Raw genomic sequence first — 17,182 nt, forward strand, 5'->3', positions numbered from 1 at the left:
TCTCCGTCAAATGTTGGGGTGGCGACTCTGATCGCCATTCCTAACCAATATGTATCCCAATTCCTTTAAACTGATGGGTTAATAATATTTTGGCCCGAAAACGGCTAAAATTCCTGAATCCATACGCATTTCGTTTAAGAACCTTCGTTGAATTGTTGATTCCTTCTAAAAAACCATTCGAATACCCATAGACAAAGCTGTTTAAGATCTCTGTCTGCCAATTTTGGAGCGTGGTAATGGCTTTCTCCATTTCAGGAATGCCAGAATTCCGGACCAGCCGATAAAAGTCTCTCAGCCCCTGTTTGACCTTCCCTACATCTTCCGATCCTGATCCCTTCGCCTGAACAAACCAGCCACGATAGGTTTCCTTTAATTCGTACGCTTTTTTAAGCTCTTCCGACATACCCAAATACCGATTCAAATGCCATCTGTCTTCTTCTGTCAGGCGGTCGGAGGCCTTGTGAAAGACATGCTTCATACGTTTGCACTTCTTGCGGTCATACGGGTGAAACTCTTTCTGTACCCTTCTCCGGACACCGTCCAGCGCCCAATAGATATATCGGCAGAAATGAAAACGATCGGCCACAATCACAGGGCGGCTTAAGGCACTTTGAACCGCCGACTTAAACGAATGGCTCATGTCCATGATCACCACCTGAACCTTGTCCCCATACTTTTGAAGATAGTGTTTAATCGTATTCTTATAGCGATTAGGCAGGATATCTAAGGGCTTTTTGGTGATTCCATCGGCAATGATGAGCTGGTATTTTCCTTCTCGTGTATCTCCTTTATACTCATCAATGGCAATCACAGAAGGCAGCTTTTCCACAGAACGTATTTCACTCCGAGCCAAACGGTCAAACCGGCGGACAATAGTAGAAGACGAAGAACCGTAGGTTTCCCCCGTTTCTTTAAAGGTCTTTCCTTTAATCGCCCGTATGCCCACGGCCTGATTCCACTCAATAGATGTACGCTGGTAACGCTGTACGAACGGGTTTTGTTCCGAAAAACGCTTCCCGCATGCACAGACATACCGTCTGCGTTTGTAGAATAAATCCGTCTTCCTCTCAAACCACTTTAAGTGCTTAACCTTTTGGATCCGGTAGTCGTGAACACGGGAGGTGGGAGCTCCGCAGTCAGGGCACTGCTGGAGGCTGCGTTCCATCTCCACATATACCCTCATCGTTTCCTCCACCTGCTCTACTTTTAAAATGGTAACCCCTTCTAAACCGGGAATATTCATGGTAAAATTCATATGCACGCAACTCCATTCTCTACTTGTTTCTAGGCAACTCAAGTATAAAAGAATTGGATGTTTGCGTGCATTTTTTATGCAAACAAATTGTATGGATACCCCAACAAATAGTATAGAGCCAGAATGTTAAAAATAGAAACATCTTTTTCATTACGGTAACTAAGAATCAAGATAAATGCAAACAAGCCCGCCTATTAAGCGGACTCAAGATAAAACGAGAAAAATGAATGAATTTTGTGGATTTGCTTTAGGCCGGAGCCATATTCTTCTGTCCGGGCTCGGTCACAGATCCATCATAGGCATTTCTGTAAATCTGGAAAATGTCCTTCTTCTCAAGCATCATAGGACTGCGGGAAAGAAGCCTCGTCTGCTTTTCTGCATCCCTAGTCAATGCTTCCAATGCCTCCTCCGGAATGCTGAATCCTTTAAGCGAAGAAGGAATATTCACATCCTCCACCAGTTCCTTCAGCACCTCTACACATTTATAAGATGCCTCCTCCTGTGACAAATACGCAGAGGACACACCTAAAGCATCAAGAATATCTTTCATCCGCTTCTCACAGCTTTGGCGAATATACCCCATTACATAAGGGAGAAGCACTGCATTCGAATCTCCATGTGCAATATGGAACTGTCCTCCTAATGGATAGGCAAGAGCATGAACCCCGGCTGCACCTGCATTAAAGAAAGCGAGTCCTGCTAAATAACTTCCATAACTCATATCGGTTCTCGCCTGTTGATTTTGACCGTCTCTGACCGCTGTTCGAATTGACTGGCTGATTAGCCGTATGGCTTTCACAGCCAGTGCATCTGTCACTTCATTGGCGTTTTTAGATACATAAGCTTCAATGGCATGTGTCAAGGCATCCACGCCAGTGGCTGCCGTTACCTTCGGAGGAAGTGACAGCGTTAACTCAGGGTCGACAATGGCCACATCTGCCAGCATATAATCATGTGTGACGACATCCTTTGTTGTTTCAAGTGAAAGAACAGCGATATTCGTCACTTCGGATCCTGTTCCTGAGGTTGTCGGGATCAGAATTTTCGGAAGCCCTTTATTTTCAATGCTTTTAGTTCCAGTTAAATTCAAGTAATCAGCAGCATTTCCCTCATGAGCAGCCAATAGCGCAGCGAGTTTTGCCAAATCCAGGGCGCTTCCTCCGCCCAAGCCAATTACTAAATCAAAATTATGCTGTTTTGTGAAAGCTACAAGTTTTTCTCCGATTGCCAAGGGCGGCTCGGGCGCTACATCTGTATAAATCGTAATCTCTGCAGCATTCTCGTTTAAAGACTGAACGATTTTATCCGTAACTCCTAATTCTTTTAAAAAAGGATCCGTCACGACCAACACTTTCTTGGCCTTCAGTTTCTCAACTTCCGGAGCCAGCTTTTCTAAAGAACCCCAGCCAATATGGGTTGTAGAAGTGAACGTTATCTTATGCATAGAACAGCACTCCTTATTCGTAATATCCTTCAGTTGATTTCCTGAATCCCTTAAATTGCGCGGCGTCATGGCCGAACCAAATCTGGGAATTCGTTTCATTCGCCAAACGGCGGATTCTTTCTACTGTAGAATGGTAGCCGACCGAATCATAAATAATTCCCGGCGGCTTTACCGGCGGACCCAGGCTTTCAGCTGTATAAATGGCATCTGAAGCCAGAATGATTCCCCCTGTATCCGGCATATTTAGATGAAGGCCGAGCATTCCCCAGGCATGCCCTCCGCCAAAATTCAGTATTTCAATGCCATCTGCCAATTTCACATGATCTTCCCCGCGTTTTATAAGGCGCCATTGAAGATTATTTTTAATCCACATATCAATATCAGCCCAGATATAAGCCCCTTCCTTAACGTTCTGTGCATAGGTCTGCAGGGTTCCGTTAAATTCATCCTCCTGGACAATGATTGTGGCATTCGTGAAAAGCTCAAGACACCCCGCGTGATCCAGATGGAGATGGGAAGCTACAACATACTTAATATCCTCCGGTCTTACCTTCAATTGTTCCAGCCGATGATGCAGATAGCATTCTTCCGGCATATTGATTGGAAAAGCCTTTTGAGTAAATGCGCTCCAGCGTCCTTCTGCCCCCATTGCATTTGGATTGCATGCCGTATCAAACAGAATTTTCCCTTCCGGATGATCAATCAATACCGTATAAACCGGAAATTCTACAAATTCATTCGGCTGGTTCGGATGATCAATTGTAGCTGGATTATGCATAGCAATCATATAATTTTTGTCCATTCGCATCGTCCCATTGTCCATCACGTAAAGCTTGGGATGCTGATTAATCACATTCATTCACTTTCATCTCCTTTAATAGTCGGCTATTCTTTGAGATTCAAGTTTCCATTGCTGCCAGCGCCATATTGAGAATCCTTACAAATCCCTCTGCAACGTCCTTTATGTACATACAACAGATGAAAATGAATACGTAACCATTACAACTCAAAATCTACTTAATTAGCATTTCTTGATTGTTATTTTCTTACAAATAGTTTACCAGATTCCAATCCGATATTGCAAACGCTTACTTTTCTTTTTTTAAACAAGCCAGCGCCTTTCCTTATTTCTTAAAAATTCAAAGATACTTTAAGGATTGACGCCCATTATTGCGGGAGGCTGAAGCTGTTTTTCCGTTTCTGCAGTCAGCCTCCATCCTGAAGAATGAAACACTACCGTTCCATCCTGATCGGTCCTAAAGATCTGGCTTTTACATGCTTTTAAAAGTCTTAAGACTTCAGGTGTCGGATGGCCGTAATCATTGTCCCCTAAACTGATGACAGCAAATTTCGGCTTTGCCTTCTTTAGGAAAGATGCCGTTGTCGAGGTATGGGATCCATGATGTGCTACTTTCAAAACATCTACTTTCGGAATCAGCCCCCGCTCAATTAAATCTTTTTCTGCTTCTTTTTCAATATCCCCCGTAAAAAGAAACTTTTTCTGGTGATGTTTCAGCAATAGAACCGCACTCCAATTATTTAAATCCTTTTTGTCATAGCTTTTCACAGGCGCCAGAAAGCTAAGGGAAGTCTTTTTAGCTTTTGTTTTAATCACGACCCCGTTTTCCGCCTTCTTAATTTTAAGTCCCTTTTTCTGTACGGCCTTCAGAAAGTTCTTATAGGAAACTGTCGCATGGGCTACCTTGGAAGCATATATATTGTTGACTCGAAACGTTTGAATAACTGCAGCGAGTCCTCCAACATGGTCTCCGTCCGGATGGGTAAGAATAACCGAATCAATCGTTTTCACCTTCAGTTTTTTCAGATATGCAATGATTTGCTGGCTTTTTTCCCGCTCTCCGCCGTCAATCAAATAATTTTCTCCGCTGCTCGTCTGAATTAAAGCCGAATCCCCCTGGCCAATATCAATGAAATGCACAGTCAGCCGGGATCCCGCATCAGCTTTTGTGATTCCTCCGGATAAGGTAAAGAAAAGAACTATAACGATTAACAATTGCAGTTTTTTCATACCCCGTTCCGCCTTTCCGAAATAGTGTAATCCTATTTTCCTTAAAAAGACCGGGTTTTATACGGTGAATAAATCGAAGGTACTCTTTACACAGTTTGCTAAATAAAGCAGCCTGCCAGTCAAAAAAACAGGCAAGAAAGGCACATTCCCTTTCCGCCTGTTTTCATGCTGTATCTCTTTATTACGCTCATTCTCGAATGAAATCCCTCTCTGACTTTCCGATAAAATAAAGCCGGTGCAAAGGACGGGTCATGACGACGTAGAGCAATTTGACATCCAGCTCACTGTCTTTTACATACGTTTCATGCAGTGACAGAGCAAATACAGCGTCAAATTCCAAGCCTTTAGCCAAATAAGATGGAAGAATGACCATTTTATCTCTTGGAATGGAGGCTTCTTCTTCGAGCAGCACAGCTTCATTAGAAAATTCTGAGAGATTCTTGAAAGCTTCCCGCCCATCTGCCATCGTTTTTGTGATGACGGCGAATGTCTTCATCCCTTCCTTCTTCAGCTCATTTACTCTGTCTGAGAGATTCTTGACCCACTCAGGACCTAGCATGATGAATTCAGGTTCTCTTCCGTGCCGGACAACCGGTTCAACCTGCGGAAAACGATAAGGCAGAAGGTCCAGTAATTTATTGGCCTCATTCATAATTTCAATCGTCGTTCTGTAGCTCTTCTTCAGCTCTGTATAAGTGGCACGCGGGAAAATATCTTGGTGCACTGCATCCCATGATTCCAAGCCTCGATAAGAATAAATTCCTTGGGCCAAGTCGCCGACCAGCGTAAACATGTCTGTATCTGAAGAGGTTTTTAAAGCCTGGAGCTGCATAAAACTATAATCTTGGGCTTCATCAATGACAATATTTTTAGCCTGATTTTCCTTTTTCACTCCAAATAGCAGCGAATGAAGGTAAAGAAGCGGTCCCAGATCCTCCAATTCATATTGTTTTTTATGAAGAAGAACTTTCTGATAGCTGCAAATCCTTGCTGCTTCTTTCAGAGAAAGGGAAAAACCGCTGTACTCCGATAATTTGCCGGGATCCGAGAACAGTTCCTTATAATATGGAAGCAGAGTCTTCCGTTCAAAATTCTTAAAATACCGCTGGACTGAGGTTTTGATTTCCCGTTGGACTTCCGCTTCCCTTTCTTCTTTCTTGGCCAGGAAGTTTGTGACATATTCTCTTCTCATCACCGGGTCTTCCACCTTGGTCAGTGCCCTGTCAATCTTTCTTTCATAAAACTCATTCACACGTCCGAGCATCGTTTTCTTCTTTGCTTTTACTTGGTTCTGCAGGATTTGTCTAAGCTTTTCAACACGCGAATAGACCGGAAGATACCAATATTCCTCGGTCAAAAGCTTGCTGAACTTTCTTTTTGAATACAGTCTGTAAGTATCACAATAAAAATCTTCATTTGGACAAAAACGCAAAAGGATATCCTGCACATATCTGTCCAAAATCTCTTTAAACATGAGAGATCCTTTCATTCTGGATATCCAAATCGATTCTTCAATTTCAGAATCATGTGTTTCCAGCAAATTAACAAGCTTTCTATCAGGAATAATGTACAATTTCTGTTCAATGGCAAGCTGGACATATTCTGCCAAGGTGAATTGCTTCGCCTTTTCCACCCCTAATTCCGGGAGGGCTTCTGAAATATAATCGATGAACAGCCGGCTTGGAGCCAGGATCATCAGCTGACGGGGATCAAACTGTTCTTTGTACTGATATAGAAAGTATGAAATACGATGGAGCGCTATCGTTGTTTTTCCGCTTCCTGCTGCCCCTTGAACGATGATTGGCTTATTCAGGTCCGCCCGTATAATTCTATTCTGTTCCTCCTGAATGGTTGAGACAATATCCGTCAATCGGCTGCTCGAGCTTTTTGCTAAAGATTCCTGAAGCAATTCATCCGTAGTCGTCAAATCAATATCCCGGATTTCCTGAAGCTGCCCGTCTTCAATCATCAGCTGGCGCTTAAGAGTGATCTCCCCTGAAAACAGTTCTCCCTCTGCCTCATATTCGACCGGTCCGACCCGCCCCTCATAATAGAGGTTAGCTATGGGCGACCTCCAGTCCACGATGATTTGCTCCTGCGTTTCACGCTGATATAAAGACGTCTTTCCGAAATACAGATTCTCGTGAATTTCATTTCCCTTCCTGTTAAAATCCACTCTCGCAAAATACGGTTTTCCCTGCGCTGCCTTCAGGCTTTCCAGCTCGGTTTTGGACATTTCAAAGAAATTGGCAGTCGTCAGGAGTTCTGAATACCTCCCAGACTCCTGCCAATCCTCATCTCCAAAGGTTTCCTGCATATATTTCCTGAATTGATCTTTGCTTGATTCAGCTGTCTTGATAATTACATCCATATAACGCTTTGTAAAATCCAGCCTTTTTTGTTCTTCTTTCATATCCGGATGCTGCTTCGATGCCACCTGGCTTCCCCTGCCTTTCGAAATCACATTACTGACAATCGTATGCAGCGGTGAAATGGAAATTCATAGTATCAAACCTGGTGCCTTTTTGCAAAAAAAATCCGATTTCAAAAAGCCTCTTCAACATATTTATATACGAAAAGTTCGATTCTTTTTTCCTTTATTCCTTCCTCGAAAATTTATATTTACTTTTCAATTTTATGGGAGTATGATATCTGCAGTTTCACCGCGATACCCGCCGAAATCATTTCGTATGGTGAAACCGTCCTATTTGGATACCGATTCAGGAAGAGGGAATCCTTCTTAAAAGCGGGACTTCCACAACACGAAGAAAGAAGGTGGAACTGCCGGACACATCACCCACTGCCCGTTCATTCTAAAACTCGCAGGGTGTTCATCGGATTTGTCTGGCGTCAATTAGTTTGTTAGTTTCACAATTTCTGCTGGCAGGTGTTTTGTATGATGTCATCTTTAAAAAGATTTTTAATCGGCCGTCCGCTGAAATCCGAGGATTTAGGCGAACAAAAACTTAATAAAAAAAAGGCCTTGGCCATTTTATCTTCAGATGCCCTATCCTCTGTTGCCTATGGGCCTGAGCAAATATTGATTGTATTAATCACATTAGGAGCTGCCGCTTACTGGTATTCGCTACCGATTGCGGCAGGGGTGCTTGTCTTATTAACAGCCTTGATTCTATCTTACCGTCAAATTATCCATGCTTATCCGCATGGAGGCGGGGCGTATGTCGTTTCCAAAAATAATCTCGGGACAAACCCTGGATTAATCGCCGGCGGCTCCTTGCTGGTGGACTATATCCTGACAGTTGCTGTCAGTGTATCGGCAGGAACGGATGCCATTACTTCGGCCTTTCCATCCCTGTACGTCTATAATCTGCCCATCAGTATTCTATTTGTTATTGGGCTGACCATCTTGAACTTACGCGGTGTAACAGAATCGGCTTCCGTCCTTGCCTATCCGGTCTATTTGTTTATTTTAGCACTGGTGCTTTTGATTGGAACAGGTGTCTACCAGGTTTTCACAGGAAGTATTCATTCCGGGCACCATGCACCAATCGGGACACCTGTTGCCGGTATCAGCTTATTCATTCTGTTAAGAGCTTTTGCTTCAGGAAGTTCTGCTCTTACCGGAGTAGAGGCGATTTCAAATGCCATCCCGAATTTTAAAGATCCTGCTCCCGCTAATGCGGCAAAGACCCTAACCGCCATGGGGCTGATCCTTGCCTTTTTATTTACGGGAATTGTCTTTTTATCCTATTATTTAAGCATTGTTCCAAGCCGGGAAGTCACAGTCGTCTCACAAATAGCGGAAACGATTTTCGGAAGAAATTCCCTATACTTCTTCGTACAAGGAACGACTGCCCTGATTCTTATATTAGCAGCCAATACAGGTTACTCTGCCTTTCCGCTGCTGGCCGTCAATCTGGCAAAAGACAAATTCATTCCGCGAATGTTTACAATCAGGGGAGACCGTTTAGGCTATTCAAACGGGATTATTGTACTGGGACTTGCCTCCATTCTCCTTTTAATTGTTTTTAAAGGCCATACAGACCGACTGATTCCGCTATATGCAGTCGGCGTCTTCATTCCATTTACGCTCTCTCAAAGCGGAATGATGATGAAGTGGATTCGGGAAAAGCCAAAAGGGTGGGTCACAAAATTCTTAATCAATACAGCCGGAGCTATCATATGCTTTGCCATCACCATCATCTTCTTTTTGACTAAATTCAGTGATGTCTGGCCTGTACTTGTGTTTCTTCCTGTCATCATTCTCGTTTTTTATCAAATTAAAAAGCATTATGATTCAGTCGGGGAGCAGCTGAGATTGAATCCAGAACTGACAGCCGTGCCAATAGAGGGGAATATTATCATCGTGCCGGTAGCAGGTATAACCCATGTTGTAGAAAATTCCTTGAATTATGCGAAGTCCCTGTCTCCCGATCAAATCATTGCTGTATATGTAGCTTTTGAACGGGATGAAGAAAGAAAGTTCGAGAAAAAGTGGGAGAAATGGCAGCCTGATATTCGGCTTGTCACGCTGCATTCCCGATATCGGAGCCTGATCCAGCCGCTGACCAAATTTGTGGATATCGTGGAACATAAAGCGAGAGAATCAAATTATCAGGTCACTGTCGTTATTCCGCAGTTCATTCCGAAAAAAGGATGGCATAATATTCTGCATAACCAATCCAGTTTATTAATAAGGGCCTTCCTGCTTTATCGGAGAAATGTCGTGATTACCACCGTTCCCTATCATCTGAAAAAATAGGATAGGCTTTTTTTGAACTTTTGCTGATGAAACCTATAATGATTTTCCCGCAGGCATCAGCCAGCGGGCTTTTCATATTAATAGACAGTTTAAGTATGAAAAAGCTAAATAACAAAATATCTTTCATCTATTCAGATAGAAAGAGCAGGCAGCGCTTTTTCAAATCTGACAATATGAGGTATAATAGGATCGAGTGAAATGCACTTTTTTAATTCAAAGGAAATTTCAGCTGTAATCATGGCTTTGTTTCCTCTTATACCTAGATTTTAATAGAAAGTGAGTGGAACCTTATGGGCCGCAAATGGAACAATATTAAAGAAAAAAAAGCATCAAAGGATGCAAATACAAGCAGAATTTATGCCAAATTCGGGCGTGAAATTTATGTGGCTGCAAAGCAAGGGGAGCCGGATCCGGAATCTAACCAGGCGCTGAAGGTCGTATTGGAAAGAGCAAAGACTTACAATGTTCCAAAAGCGATCATTGACCGTGCCATTGAAAAGGCTAAAGGCGGTTCAGACGAAACATATGATGAACTCCGTTATGAAGGCTTTGGCCCGAACGGCTCCATGGTTATTGTCGATGCCCTTACCAACAATGTAAACCGGACAGCTTCTGATGTACGGGCAGCATTCGGAAAGAATGGCGGAAATATGGGAGTTAGCGGATCTGTAGCTTATATGTTCGATGCGACTGCTGTCTTTGGCATTGAAGGCAAATCAGAAGAGGAAGTATTGGAACTGCTTATGGAAGCAGACGTTGATGTTCGTGATATTAATGACGAAGAAGACTCCGTCATTATTTATGCGGAACCTGATCAATTCCATCAAGTTCAAGAAGCATTAAAAAATGCGGGCATCACAGAATTCACTGTTGCTGAATTAACGATGCTTGCGCAAAACGATATCACCCTTCCTGAAGATGCACAGGCACAATTTGAGAAAATGATTGATGCCATTGAGGATTTAGAGGATGTTCAGCAGGTTTATCACAACGTAGAACTAAATTAATGGATCTCATCGCAGGAGATGCTGAAAAAAGTATCAACTTTCTCACAGAGAGGGTTGATACTTTTTTTGCTATACTGCACTGATTTCCGTTCAGAGACATTTTCCTTTAGCCACGGGCGTGTTTGCCTCAGAAATAACCCCTTCATTCATCCAATAAGTATCATTTTCATTCTATTTTATTTCTCTGTCGGCTGCTTTCCCGCGATTTTTATGCAATTCAGGGCATCCGAGCACCAAAATGCTCTCCAGCTATAGTTTTAAAATTCTCAAATTCCCGTATCTTAGAAACCAGACCGTTCGCTAAAACAATGTAACTATGATCGTTTGTTTTCTTTTATTATACTTTTATTCCTCACTGTAGGTTACTTCCTCATCTTTTCTCTTTAGTCAACGATTAAAAAAATGTGTGATGGGTATAAAAGAGTTACCGTATGAAAGAGACTTGCTTATGGAAAGAATAATAAAAGGCTGAACAGCAAACAGCAGGTCCCGAATACGCTGGCATATTACCAGACTTGCCTCACTTTTCAGCCTTTTCTGAAGGTACCGATTTCCATTGACAATTATAGCGGCTCTCTCTATATTAATACAAGTACTTGTATAAATCTTCACTGCCAGTGTGTTATAATTGCTGGATTTTCGTAAACATAGATCTTGCCTAAGGAAATGGCCAGATGAACGATCCCCTGGCTTATTTCCTTTTTTATTTGGCACGTTTCGTATATATAGAATCATTGAATCAGCAAATTTCAAAAACATCGCAGCAGACTGTAATGTCAACAAGAAGAAGGAGATCATTATGAGCAATAAAAAACTGGGTTTATGGATTTTAACGGCGTTAGTCGTTGGTAATATGGTAGGGTCAGGCATCTTTATGCTCCCGCGCCAATTAGGCGAAGTTGCCAGCCCTGCCGGTTCTATCACTGCATGGGCAGTAACAGGTGCCGGAGTTCTGATGCTTGCATTAGTATTCGGCAATCTTGCTATCAGAAAGCCTCACCTCTCCGGCGGGCCTCAGCTTTATGCCAAAGAGCTTTTTAAAAAAGACAGTCAATTCGCTATCCTGTCAGGCTATATGTCAACCTGGGGCTACTGGATCGGAAGCTTGATTGGAAATATTGCGGTGATTACGACCTTTGCCGGTTATTTATCCGCTTTTTTCCCTATCCTTTTGAGTCAGGCAGAGTTTTTCACTATTGCCGGAACAAGTATCAAGGTTGGCAATGCTTTGACTTTTGCTGTCTGTACGATTCTTTTATGGGGCGTCCATTTCATCATTTTGAGAGGCGCGGATGAGGCAGGTAAAGTAAACTTTATTGCAACAGCTGCTAAAGTACTGGCCTTCTTTGCTTTCATCGTAATTGGGTTATTCGCTTTCGAAAAATCGAATATCGTGCCTTTTTCTGCAGCGGTTGTAACCGACGGACATTCCATTGGTATTCTCGGACAGGTCAATCATGCTGCCTTGCTTACATTATGGGCATTCATCGGTGTCGAGTCTGCCGTTGTTTTTGCATCCAGAGCGAGGAAACAGGCAGATGTCAAACGGGCAACTATCCTTGGTCTTTTAATTTCATTGGCTATTTATATAGGAATCAGCACACTTGTTATGGGAATTCTTTCTCCCGCGGAGCTGGTTACATCAGACAAACCTTTAATTGATGCGTTCAGCTCTGTAGTTGGACCGATTGGCGGAAAAATTCTAGCCGCTGTTGCCTTAGTCAGCTTCTTTGGATCAACCATCGGCTGGGTAATGCTCAGTGCAGAGGTTCCATATCAGGCGGCCAAACAAGGCATGTTTTTACCGAGATTTCTAAAAACAAACAAAAATAACATGCCGCTCTTTTCAATGGTCGTCACGAACCTTTTTGGCCAGGTTTTTATTTTCTCTACTATTTCGAAATCAATTGCTTCTGCCTATGAATTCATGATCATCGTGGCAACATTATCATATTTAATCCCATATCTCATTTCTTCCGTTTTCCAGCTTAAGATGGTTCTTACGGGAGATACTTACAGGAATGGAAAAGGACGGATAACAGACGGAGTGATAGCGGTCTTGGCCTCTGCCTACTCTATTTGGGTGATTTATGCAGGAACAGCTGACTGGTCTACTTTCCTTCTCGGAGTTGCACTCTTACTAAGCGGATTGCTGTTTTACAAATGGGTTCGCCCGGCAAAATCCGCCCTTTAAATCAACCGTACTTGCAAAAAAGATGGAATTCGGCATTCAGTCCGGATCCCATCTTTTTTTATATCGTAAGAAATCATATACTTCTATCCTCAGTAAATCGGCAAAAGGCAAATGCTTGGTTCTGTTTTTTATCATTGGCCATATTGTTTGCTTTTTGGGCCTTTATAAAACCATTAGCTGCCTCCCACACTAATCCAATGATAAACAAAATAAATAGCCATAATGTTACTCTCTCCCAGACAGCCGTTATTACATAATATGCTTCACTGCCTGCAGCAACTAATCCGCTTTCTGTTAGTTGATTCATAAAGCTTGGATTCCAAATAGCTGGCTCGCTAACAACAAATAAAACCCCAATTATTGAAATTGCATTTACAATGGCAGTAACTAGGGCAAGTTTCATTGTCCATCTGCTATAAACAAGTTTTAGACATTCTTTTATTATGCCCATTCCAAATATCAGCAAGATGAATAGCAAGAAATAGCCATACGTTTCTTCATTAAAAAATGGGATAACCTTACTAAACTTTCCTCCTTCATATAGCCAGACACCTAAATACTCACTGGAAAAGCTGAAAAACATCATACCGATGATATAAAAAATGATTCCTGTAATCACTTCTCCTCTTCTAATCTGCCCTTTTGGATGAGGGACTGCCGGCAATTTTGAAGGCTTCCAACTATTAGTTCCTTTCAAATCAACTTTCTTTGACCTTTTCCCAAAAACTTGAATCATTGCAAACACAAATGTTGTCCACCCAAAGGCAAATGGCAATCCAGTCACTAAATCAACCAGAACAGATTGGAAGGAATCTAAAATAGAAGACGGATCTACAATAAGATTGAAACCAAACGAAGAACCAATAACCACAATCGCAGCAATTACAGTCATTTTCAATACCAGGATATAAGGACCAAATAGTTCCGGCCCAATAAGATATCGTTTCGTTCCCCGATATTGTTCAGCCAGTATTCGAGGTTCTCCCAGTGCCAATAACACTTCTTCCACATGCTGTTCAGTCACTCGGCCTTCTTGTACCCGCTCTTCAAGCATATCTTCAATTAAACTCCGAAGCTCTTTTGCAATGTCATCTCTTTGCGGCTGCGGTAAATTCTGAGTGACTGCGTAAACATATCGTTCAATTATTACCATACTCTCACTCTCCTTTATTTTGAAGTAACTGATCCAAACGGACTTCCATACTCTTCCACTCCACAACAAGCTGTTCAAAAACCTCTTTTCCCATCTCGCTTAAGAGGTAATATTTCCGGGGCCTTGATTCATTCGTGTCCCATTTGCTTTCTAAAAGACCTTGTTTTTCCAATCTTCGTAGTAAAGGGTACAATGTTCCCGCTTCTACATGAAAATTCTTTTCTTCTAAAGAAGCTACAAGAGAATATCCGTATTGCGGTTTACAAAGCTGACTCAAAACACCAATCGTAAGAGTTCCGCGTCTTAATTCATGCATCAATTTATCTAAATGTTCATTCCTGTCATTCATCTCATCAGCTCCTGATTTCATTATACTGTGTATAATACACTATTACTACTTATATAATATTATTCACTGGCTTAAAAGAGTCAGCTGCATACACCCTATTGTTAACTTGGAGATTTTAATGGCCCGATAGACTTTCATGAACAAAGAAAGAGTTCTTCTTCATTCCAACTCTTTTAAATCTGTATTCAGATCCTAACGATTTCTCTTAATTTCTGTCCACAGAGGAACAAACGTTTGTTATAATAAAGACACTCCTCTGCCCCTGACTGATCAACAGTTACGCATAAGGAAAAGTATACATAGAAATAGGTGAATATCATTGAATGGAACGGCTCACACAGCAATAGGAGCGGCAGCAGGATTTATTGTAGCTAATACCTTTCAATCTGAACCTTCAGCCACAATTTTATTAGTAAGTCTTGGAGCGGTTTCAGGGCTGGTGCCTGATCTCGATATTGACGGGAAACTGAGGGGACGGATCACTTTGCCCCATACCGTCATTCGCACTGCTTCCCAGCTGATTGGATTTTTAATGATTTTCTACAGCCTTTATGAAGGAACGGCTAAGGAAAGAATATTCGGAGTAGCGCTCGGCATTGCTATGATTGTTCTTTCTTCCCTGATCAAACAGAAACATATGCTGATCCTGACAGGAGCCGGAGTGATTGCGGGCGGCTTGTCCCTGCAGGAAAGCTGGCTGATGTTACTTGGAATCTATATTATTGCCGCATCTCTGGTCTCCCACCGGAGTTATACGCATTCTATCCTCGGAACCGTATTTTTCGGAATGATTGCCTCTCGTTTAGAAGCTTCAATCGGAGTTCCCGGAGTATATTATGCTTGTTTGGCCGGTTATATCAGTCATTTGGCAGCAGATATGAAAATCCTGCCGGTCAATAAACGGGGGATTAAACTGTTCCTGCCCCTTTCATCAAAAGAAATATAAATAAAGCCGGCAACAAAAAACCGTTTGGAATAAACTGGCACCTATGTCAAGGACACTATAAAAAAAGAGCTTAAGCAACGAGAAGATGATTCCTGTATTGAATAGGGGTCATCTTTTTTAAGTTCCACTGATATCGATAATTATTATAGTAAACCATATAATGATTGATTTTTGCCTTCAATTCTTTTAACGTTTTAGCCGATTTATAATCCACATCATCTTTTAGATGACCAAAGAATGACTTCTGAGGAGCATTATCCCAACAGTTGCCTTTACGAGACATAGATTGCCTAAGACCATACTTGTTTAATAGCTTTTGATATCTTGGACTAGTGTAATGACTTCCTTGATCTGAGTGAATGAAGGCTTCTGGATGTAGCGTTACTTTCTTGTTGCTCATTAATTTCTGTATCTTTTTACGACTAAAGATAATGCCATTGTTCTTTTCCAGTATCATTTTTATAGAACGTGACCCTTTCTTATATCCTCGATGATTAAATGCCTTTACTATCATCTTTTTTGCCTCTAGGTCTAATAATTCTCTTGCATCTCGGCTGCTGGATGCCTTTAAGTAGCTATAATATCCCGAACGAGATACATCTAATAGCTGACAGAAATATGAGGTCATTCCTTTAAAACGATTCTGTTCAATGGTCTCATAAATCAACTGATATACTTTACTCGGGGCTAGATTTTCTCTTCCTTTTAGCAGCCTCCTTTTCTGTCACTTCTAGCTTTTTTAATAGTTCTACCTGTCCCTCAAGTAACTTAATTTGTGCTTTTGTCTTTCGATCACCTCAGAAGGGGTAAGCTCTCGTTTTAATGCTCTGCCAGAACTTACTTTCCTTGAATCTGTAAGTCCAATTACTCCATTTTTTTCATATGCCTTCTTCCACCTACAAGCTGCTTGTTCCATTCTGCTTTGTCCTATAATCTCAATATCAAAGCCGTTCTCCATAAAAATCTGACGCGGAAGTTTACCAGACAAATACTCATCCATAAATCTATTTTTAAAGGTGTCAGTATAGGTAATTGCTTTTTCACTAACACGTTGAACATTTGGATTCTGTTGAAGTGCTTTGATCTCTTTAGCTGAAAATGTAATCTTACTCATCCTGTCTCACCTCATCTCCATATCTTAAAATTCAAGTATATAAAAAAATACCAGTAGTTAAAACACTCTTTTTTTGAGTGTCTTAACCACTGGTACCATATTACAAACGTTTTTTTCTATTTATTTCATTCAAACATTAATATCTACTTTGGCATCTTTCTGCAGTTTTTCAACATGTTCAGCCAGTTTTTCCTGTTTCTTCTGCTGTTCCAAGGTTTCTACGATTTGAGGCTTCAAATCTTTTAATTCGGGAATCTCTTGTCCGCTTTCTTTGCCTTGGGCTGTCATCTGATCATAATATTGCTGCACTTCCTGATCCGTTGCTTCCTTCACTTCGATTTCTTTATCCATATACTTCGTATATTTAATATTTTCTTCTACTTGTACGTTGAATTCATCCTCTGTAAGACCCGCTTCTTTCAATGCTTTTTCAAAAGCTTTGTCATCCTCATACTGACCTTTGATATCGCTCATCTGTTTTTTTATTTCGTCTTTAGAGGCCGTATAGCCCTTTTTATCCGCATCCTGAATCAAAAGTCTTTGGCCTACAAGGGACTGGATTGCCTGGTCTTTTACATTTTCAGCTGCATCCTTTTCGGTTGGGTCCTGACCCAGCTGCTGCATTTGCATTTGCACCATGGAAAGAGCGTTGTTATATTCAGCTCCCATGATTTTCTCATCGTTAACCGTAGCTACGACCTTTTTTTCATCGACCTTTTGTTTGTCCATTTTTTTCTGAAGCTCAGCTTGTTCTTCTTGCTGTTTCTCTTCCGTTTGGGCCGTTTCTTTTTTATCCTTATCTTGATCTGCTTCCTTATCAGAATTGCAGGCTGCAAGCATCATTGCCATTAATCCAATTATGACAGGTAGTAGTAATTTCTTCATGTAACTGTCTCCTTCCGTTACTCCATAGTAAACGTTCTCTACAGGGCATTATAAAGGAAGTTCACAGTAAAAGAAAACATTTA

The 17,182-nt window shown here is 41.6% G+C and carries 13 protein-coding genes and 1 pseudogene; 4 read left to right on the top strand and 10 right to left on the bottom strand.

The features are described from left to right. Positions 1-40: 40 nt before the first annotated feature. From BQ4305_RS07960 to helD, 5 genes are all read right to left on the bottom strand, one after another. Positions 41-1,261 (bottom strand): ISL3 family transposase, encoded by a 1,221-nt coding sequence (locus BQ4305_RS07960; protein ID WP_199880612.1) that lies wholly within the window; start codon positions 1,259-1,261, stop codon positions 41-43. Positions 1,262-1,502: 241 nt separating this feature from the next. Continuing rightward, positions 1,503-2,699 carry an iron-containing alcohol dehydrogenase gene (locus BQ4305_RS07965; RefSeq protein ID WP_110927291.1) on the bottom strand — a complete coding sequence of 399 codons (1,197 nt, stop codon included), beginning with the start codon at positions 2,697-2,699 and terminating at the stop codon, positions 1,503-1,505. 13 nt (positions 2,700-2,712) lie between these two features. Continuing rightward, positions 2,713-3,558, bottom strand: coding sequence for an AhlS family quorum-quenching N-acyl homoserine lactonase (gene ahlS, locus BQ4305_RS07970; RefSeq protein ID WP_110927292.1), 846 nt, complete (start codon positions 3,556-3,558; stop codon positions 2,713-2,715). Between the two features lie 291 nt (positions 3,559-3,849). Continuing rightward, positions 3,850-4,728 (bottom strand): ComEC/Rec2 family competence protein, encoded by an 879-nt coding sequence (locus BQ4305_RS07975; RefSeq protein WP_110927293.1) that lies wholly within the window; start codon positions 4,726-4,728, stop codon positions 3,850-3,852. A gap of 187 nt (positions 4,729-4,915) precedes the next feature. Next, complete coding sequence (gene helD, locus BQ4305_RS07980) at positions 4,916-7,165, bottom strand: RNA polymerase recycling motor HelD (RefSeq protein WP_234396904.1); 2,250 nt, start codon at positions 7,163-7,165, stop codon at positions 4,916-4,918. A gap of 459 nt (positions 7,166-7,624) precedes the next feature. Between helD and BQ4305_RS07985 the strand changes: the two genes are divergently transcribed. The 3 genes from BQ4305_RS07985 to BQ4305_RS07995 all read left to right on the top strand — a co-directional run bounded on the left by BQ4305_RS07985 (position 7,625) and on the right by BQ4305_RS07995 (position 12,652). Further along, positions 7,625-9,451 (top strand): APC family permease, encoded by a 1,827-nt coding sequence (locus BQ4305_RS07985; protein WP_110927294.1) that lies wholly within the window; start codon positions 7,625-7,627, stop codon positions 9,449-9,451. Between the two features lie 290 nt (positions 9,452-9,741). Further along, positions 9,742-10,458, top strand: coding sequence for a YebC/PmpR family DNA-binding transcriptional regulator (locus BQ4305_RS07990; RefSeq protein ID WP_110927295.1), 717 nt, complete (start codon positions 9,742-9,744; stop codon positions 10,456-10,458). Between the two features lie 799 nt (positions 10,459-11,257). Beyond that, complete coding sequence (locus tag BQ4305_RS07995) at positions 11,258-12,652, top strand: amino acid permease (protein ID WP_110927296.1); 1,395 nt, start codon at positions 11,258-11,260, stop codon at positions 12,650-12,652. Between the two features lie 73 nt (positions 12,653-12,725). On the opposite strand, the gene BQ4305_RS08000 is transcribed toward BQ4305_RS07995, so the two are convergent. Together BQ4305_RS08000 and BQ4305_RS08005 are read right to left on the bottom strand one after the other, a co-directional pair. Further along, positions 12,726-13,805 carry an HAAS signaling domain-containing protein gene (locus BQ4305_RS08000; protein WP_199880613.1) on the bottom strand — a complete coding sequence of 360 codons (1,080 nt, stop codon included), beginning with the start codon at positions 13,803-13,805 and terminating at the stop codon, positions 12,726-12,728. 4 nt (positions 13,806-13,809) lie between these two features. Continuing rightward, the gene (locus tag BQ4305_RS08005) at positions 13,810-14,154 is read right to left on the bottom strand and encodes a PadR family transcriptional regulator (RefSeq protein ID WP_110927297.1); all 345 of its coding nucleotides are present in this window, start codon (positions 14,152-14,154) and stop codon (positions 13,810-13,812) included. Between the two features lie 319 nt (positions 14,155-14,473). On the opposite strand from BQ4305_RS08005, the gene BQ4305_RS08010 reads away from it, so the two are divergent. Beyond that, positions 14,474-15,100, top strand: coding sequence for a metal-dependent hydrolase (locus BQ4305_RS08010; RefSeq protein ID WP_110927298.1), 627 nt, complete (start codon positions 14,474-14,476; stop codon positions 15,098-15,100). Between the two features lie 70 nt (positions 15,101-15,170). Here BQ4305_RS08010 and BQ4305_RS22235 read toward each other — a convergent pair. The 3 genes and pseudogenes from BQ4305_RS22235 to BQ4305_RS08020 all read right to left on the bottom strand — a co-directional run. Continuing rightward, positions 15,171-15,482, bottom strand: a pseudogene (locus BQ4305_RS22235) (IS3 family transposase); the annotation flags it as partial. 366 nt (positions 15,483-15,848) lie between these two features. Further along, positions 15,849-16,214, bottom strand: coding sequence for an HTH domain-containing protein (locus BQ4305_RS22240; RefSeq protein WP_407640143.1), 366 nt, complete (start codon positions 16,212-16,214; stop codon positions 15,849-15,851). Between the two features lie 129 nt (positions 16,215-16,343). After that, complete coding sequence (locus BQ4305_RS08020) at positions 16,344-17,099, bottom strand: SurA N-terminal domain-containing protein (protein ID WP_110927299.1); 756 nt, start codon at positions 17,097-17,099, stop codon at positions 16,344-16,346. Positions 17,100-17,182 lie beyond the last annotated feature (83 nt).

It is taken from the genome of Bacillus massiliglaciei (assembly GCF_900098925.1).
In the GTDB taxonomy this organism is placed as follows: Bacteria; Bacillota; Bacilli; order Bacillales; family DSM-1321; genus Peribacillus; species Peribacillus massiliglaciei.

Coding starts and splice junctions, on each gene's coding strand:
- BQ4305_RS07965 (WP_110927291.1), bottom strand. CDS start 2,699: ATGCATAAGATAACGTTCACTTCTACAACCCATATTGGCTGGGGTTCT.
- ahlS (WP_110927292.1), bottom strand. CDS start 3,558: ATGAATGTGATTAATCAGCATCCCAAGCTTTACGTGATGGACAATGGG.
- BQ4305_RS07975 (WP_110927293.1), bottom strand. CDS start 4,728: ATGAAAAAACTGCAATTGTTAATCGTTATAGTTCTTTTCTTTACCTTA.
- BQ4305_RS07985 (WP_110927294.1), top strand. CDS start 7,625: ATGATGTCATCTTTAAAAAGATTTTTAATCGGCCGTCCGCTGAAATCC.
- BQ4305_RS07990 (WP_110927295.1), top strand. CDS start 9,742: ATGGGCCGCAAATGGAACAATATTAAAGAAAAAAAAGCATCAAAGGAT.
- BQ4305_RS07995 (WP_110927296.1), top strand. CDS start 11,258: ATGAGCAATAAAAAACTGGGTTTATGGATTTTAACGGCGTTAGTCGTT.
- BQ4305_RS08000 (WP_199880613.1), bottom strand. CDS start 13,805: ATGGTAATAATTGAACGATATGTTTACGCAGTCACTCAGAATTTACCG.
- BQ4305_RS08005 (WP_110927297.1), bottom strand. CDS start 14,154: ATGAATGACAGGAATGAACATTTAGATAAATTGATGCATGAATTAAGA.
- BQ4305_RS22240 (WP_407640143.1), bottom strand. CDS start 16,214: ATGAGTAAGATTACATTTTCAGCTAAAGAGATCAAAGCACTTCAACAG.
- BQ4305_RS08020 (WP_110927299.1), bottom strand. CDS start 17,099: ATGAAGAAATTACTACTACCTGTCATAATTGGATTAATGGCAATGATG.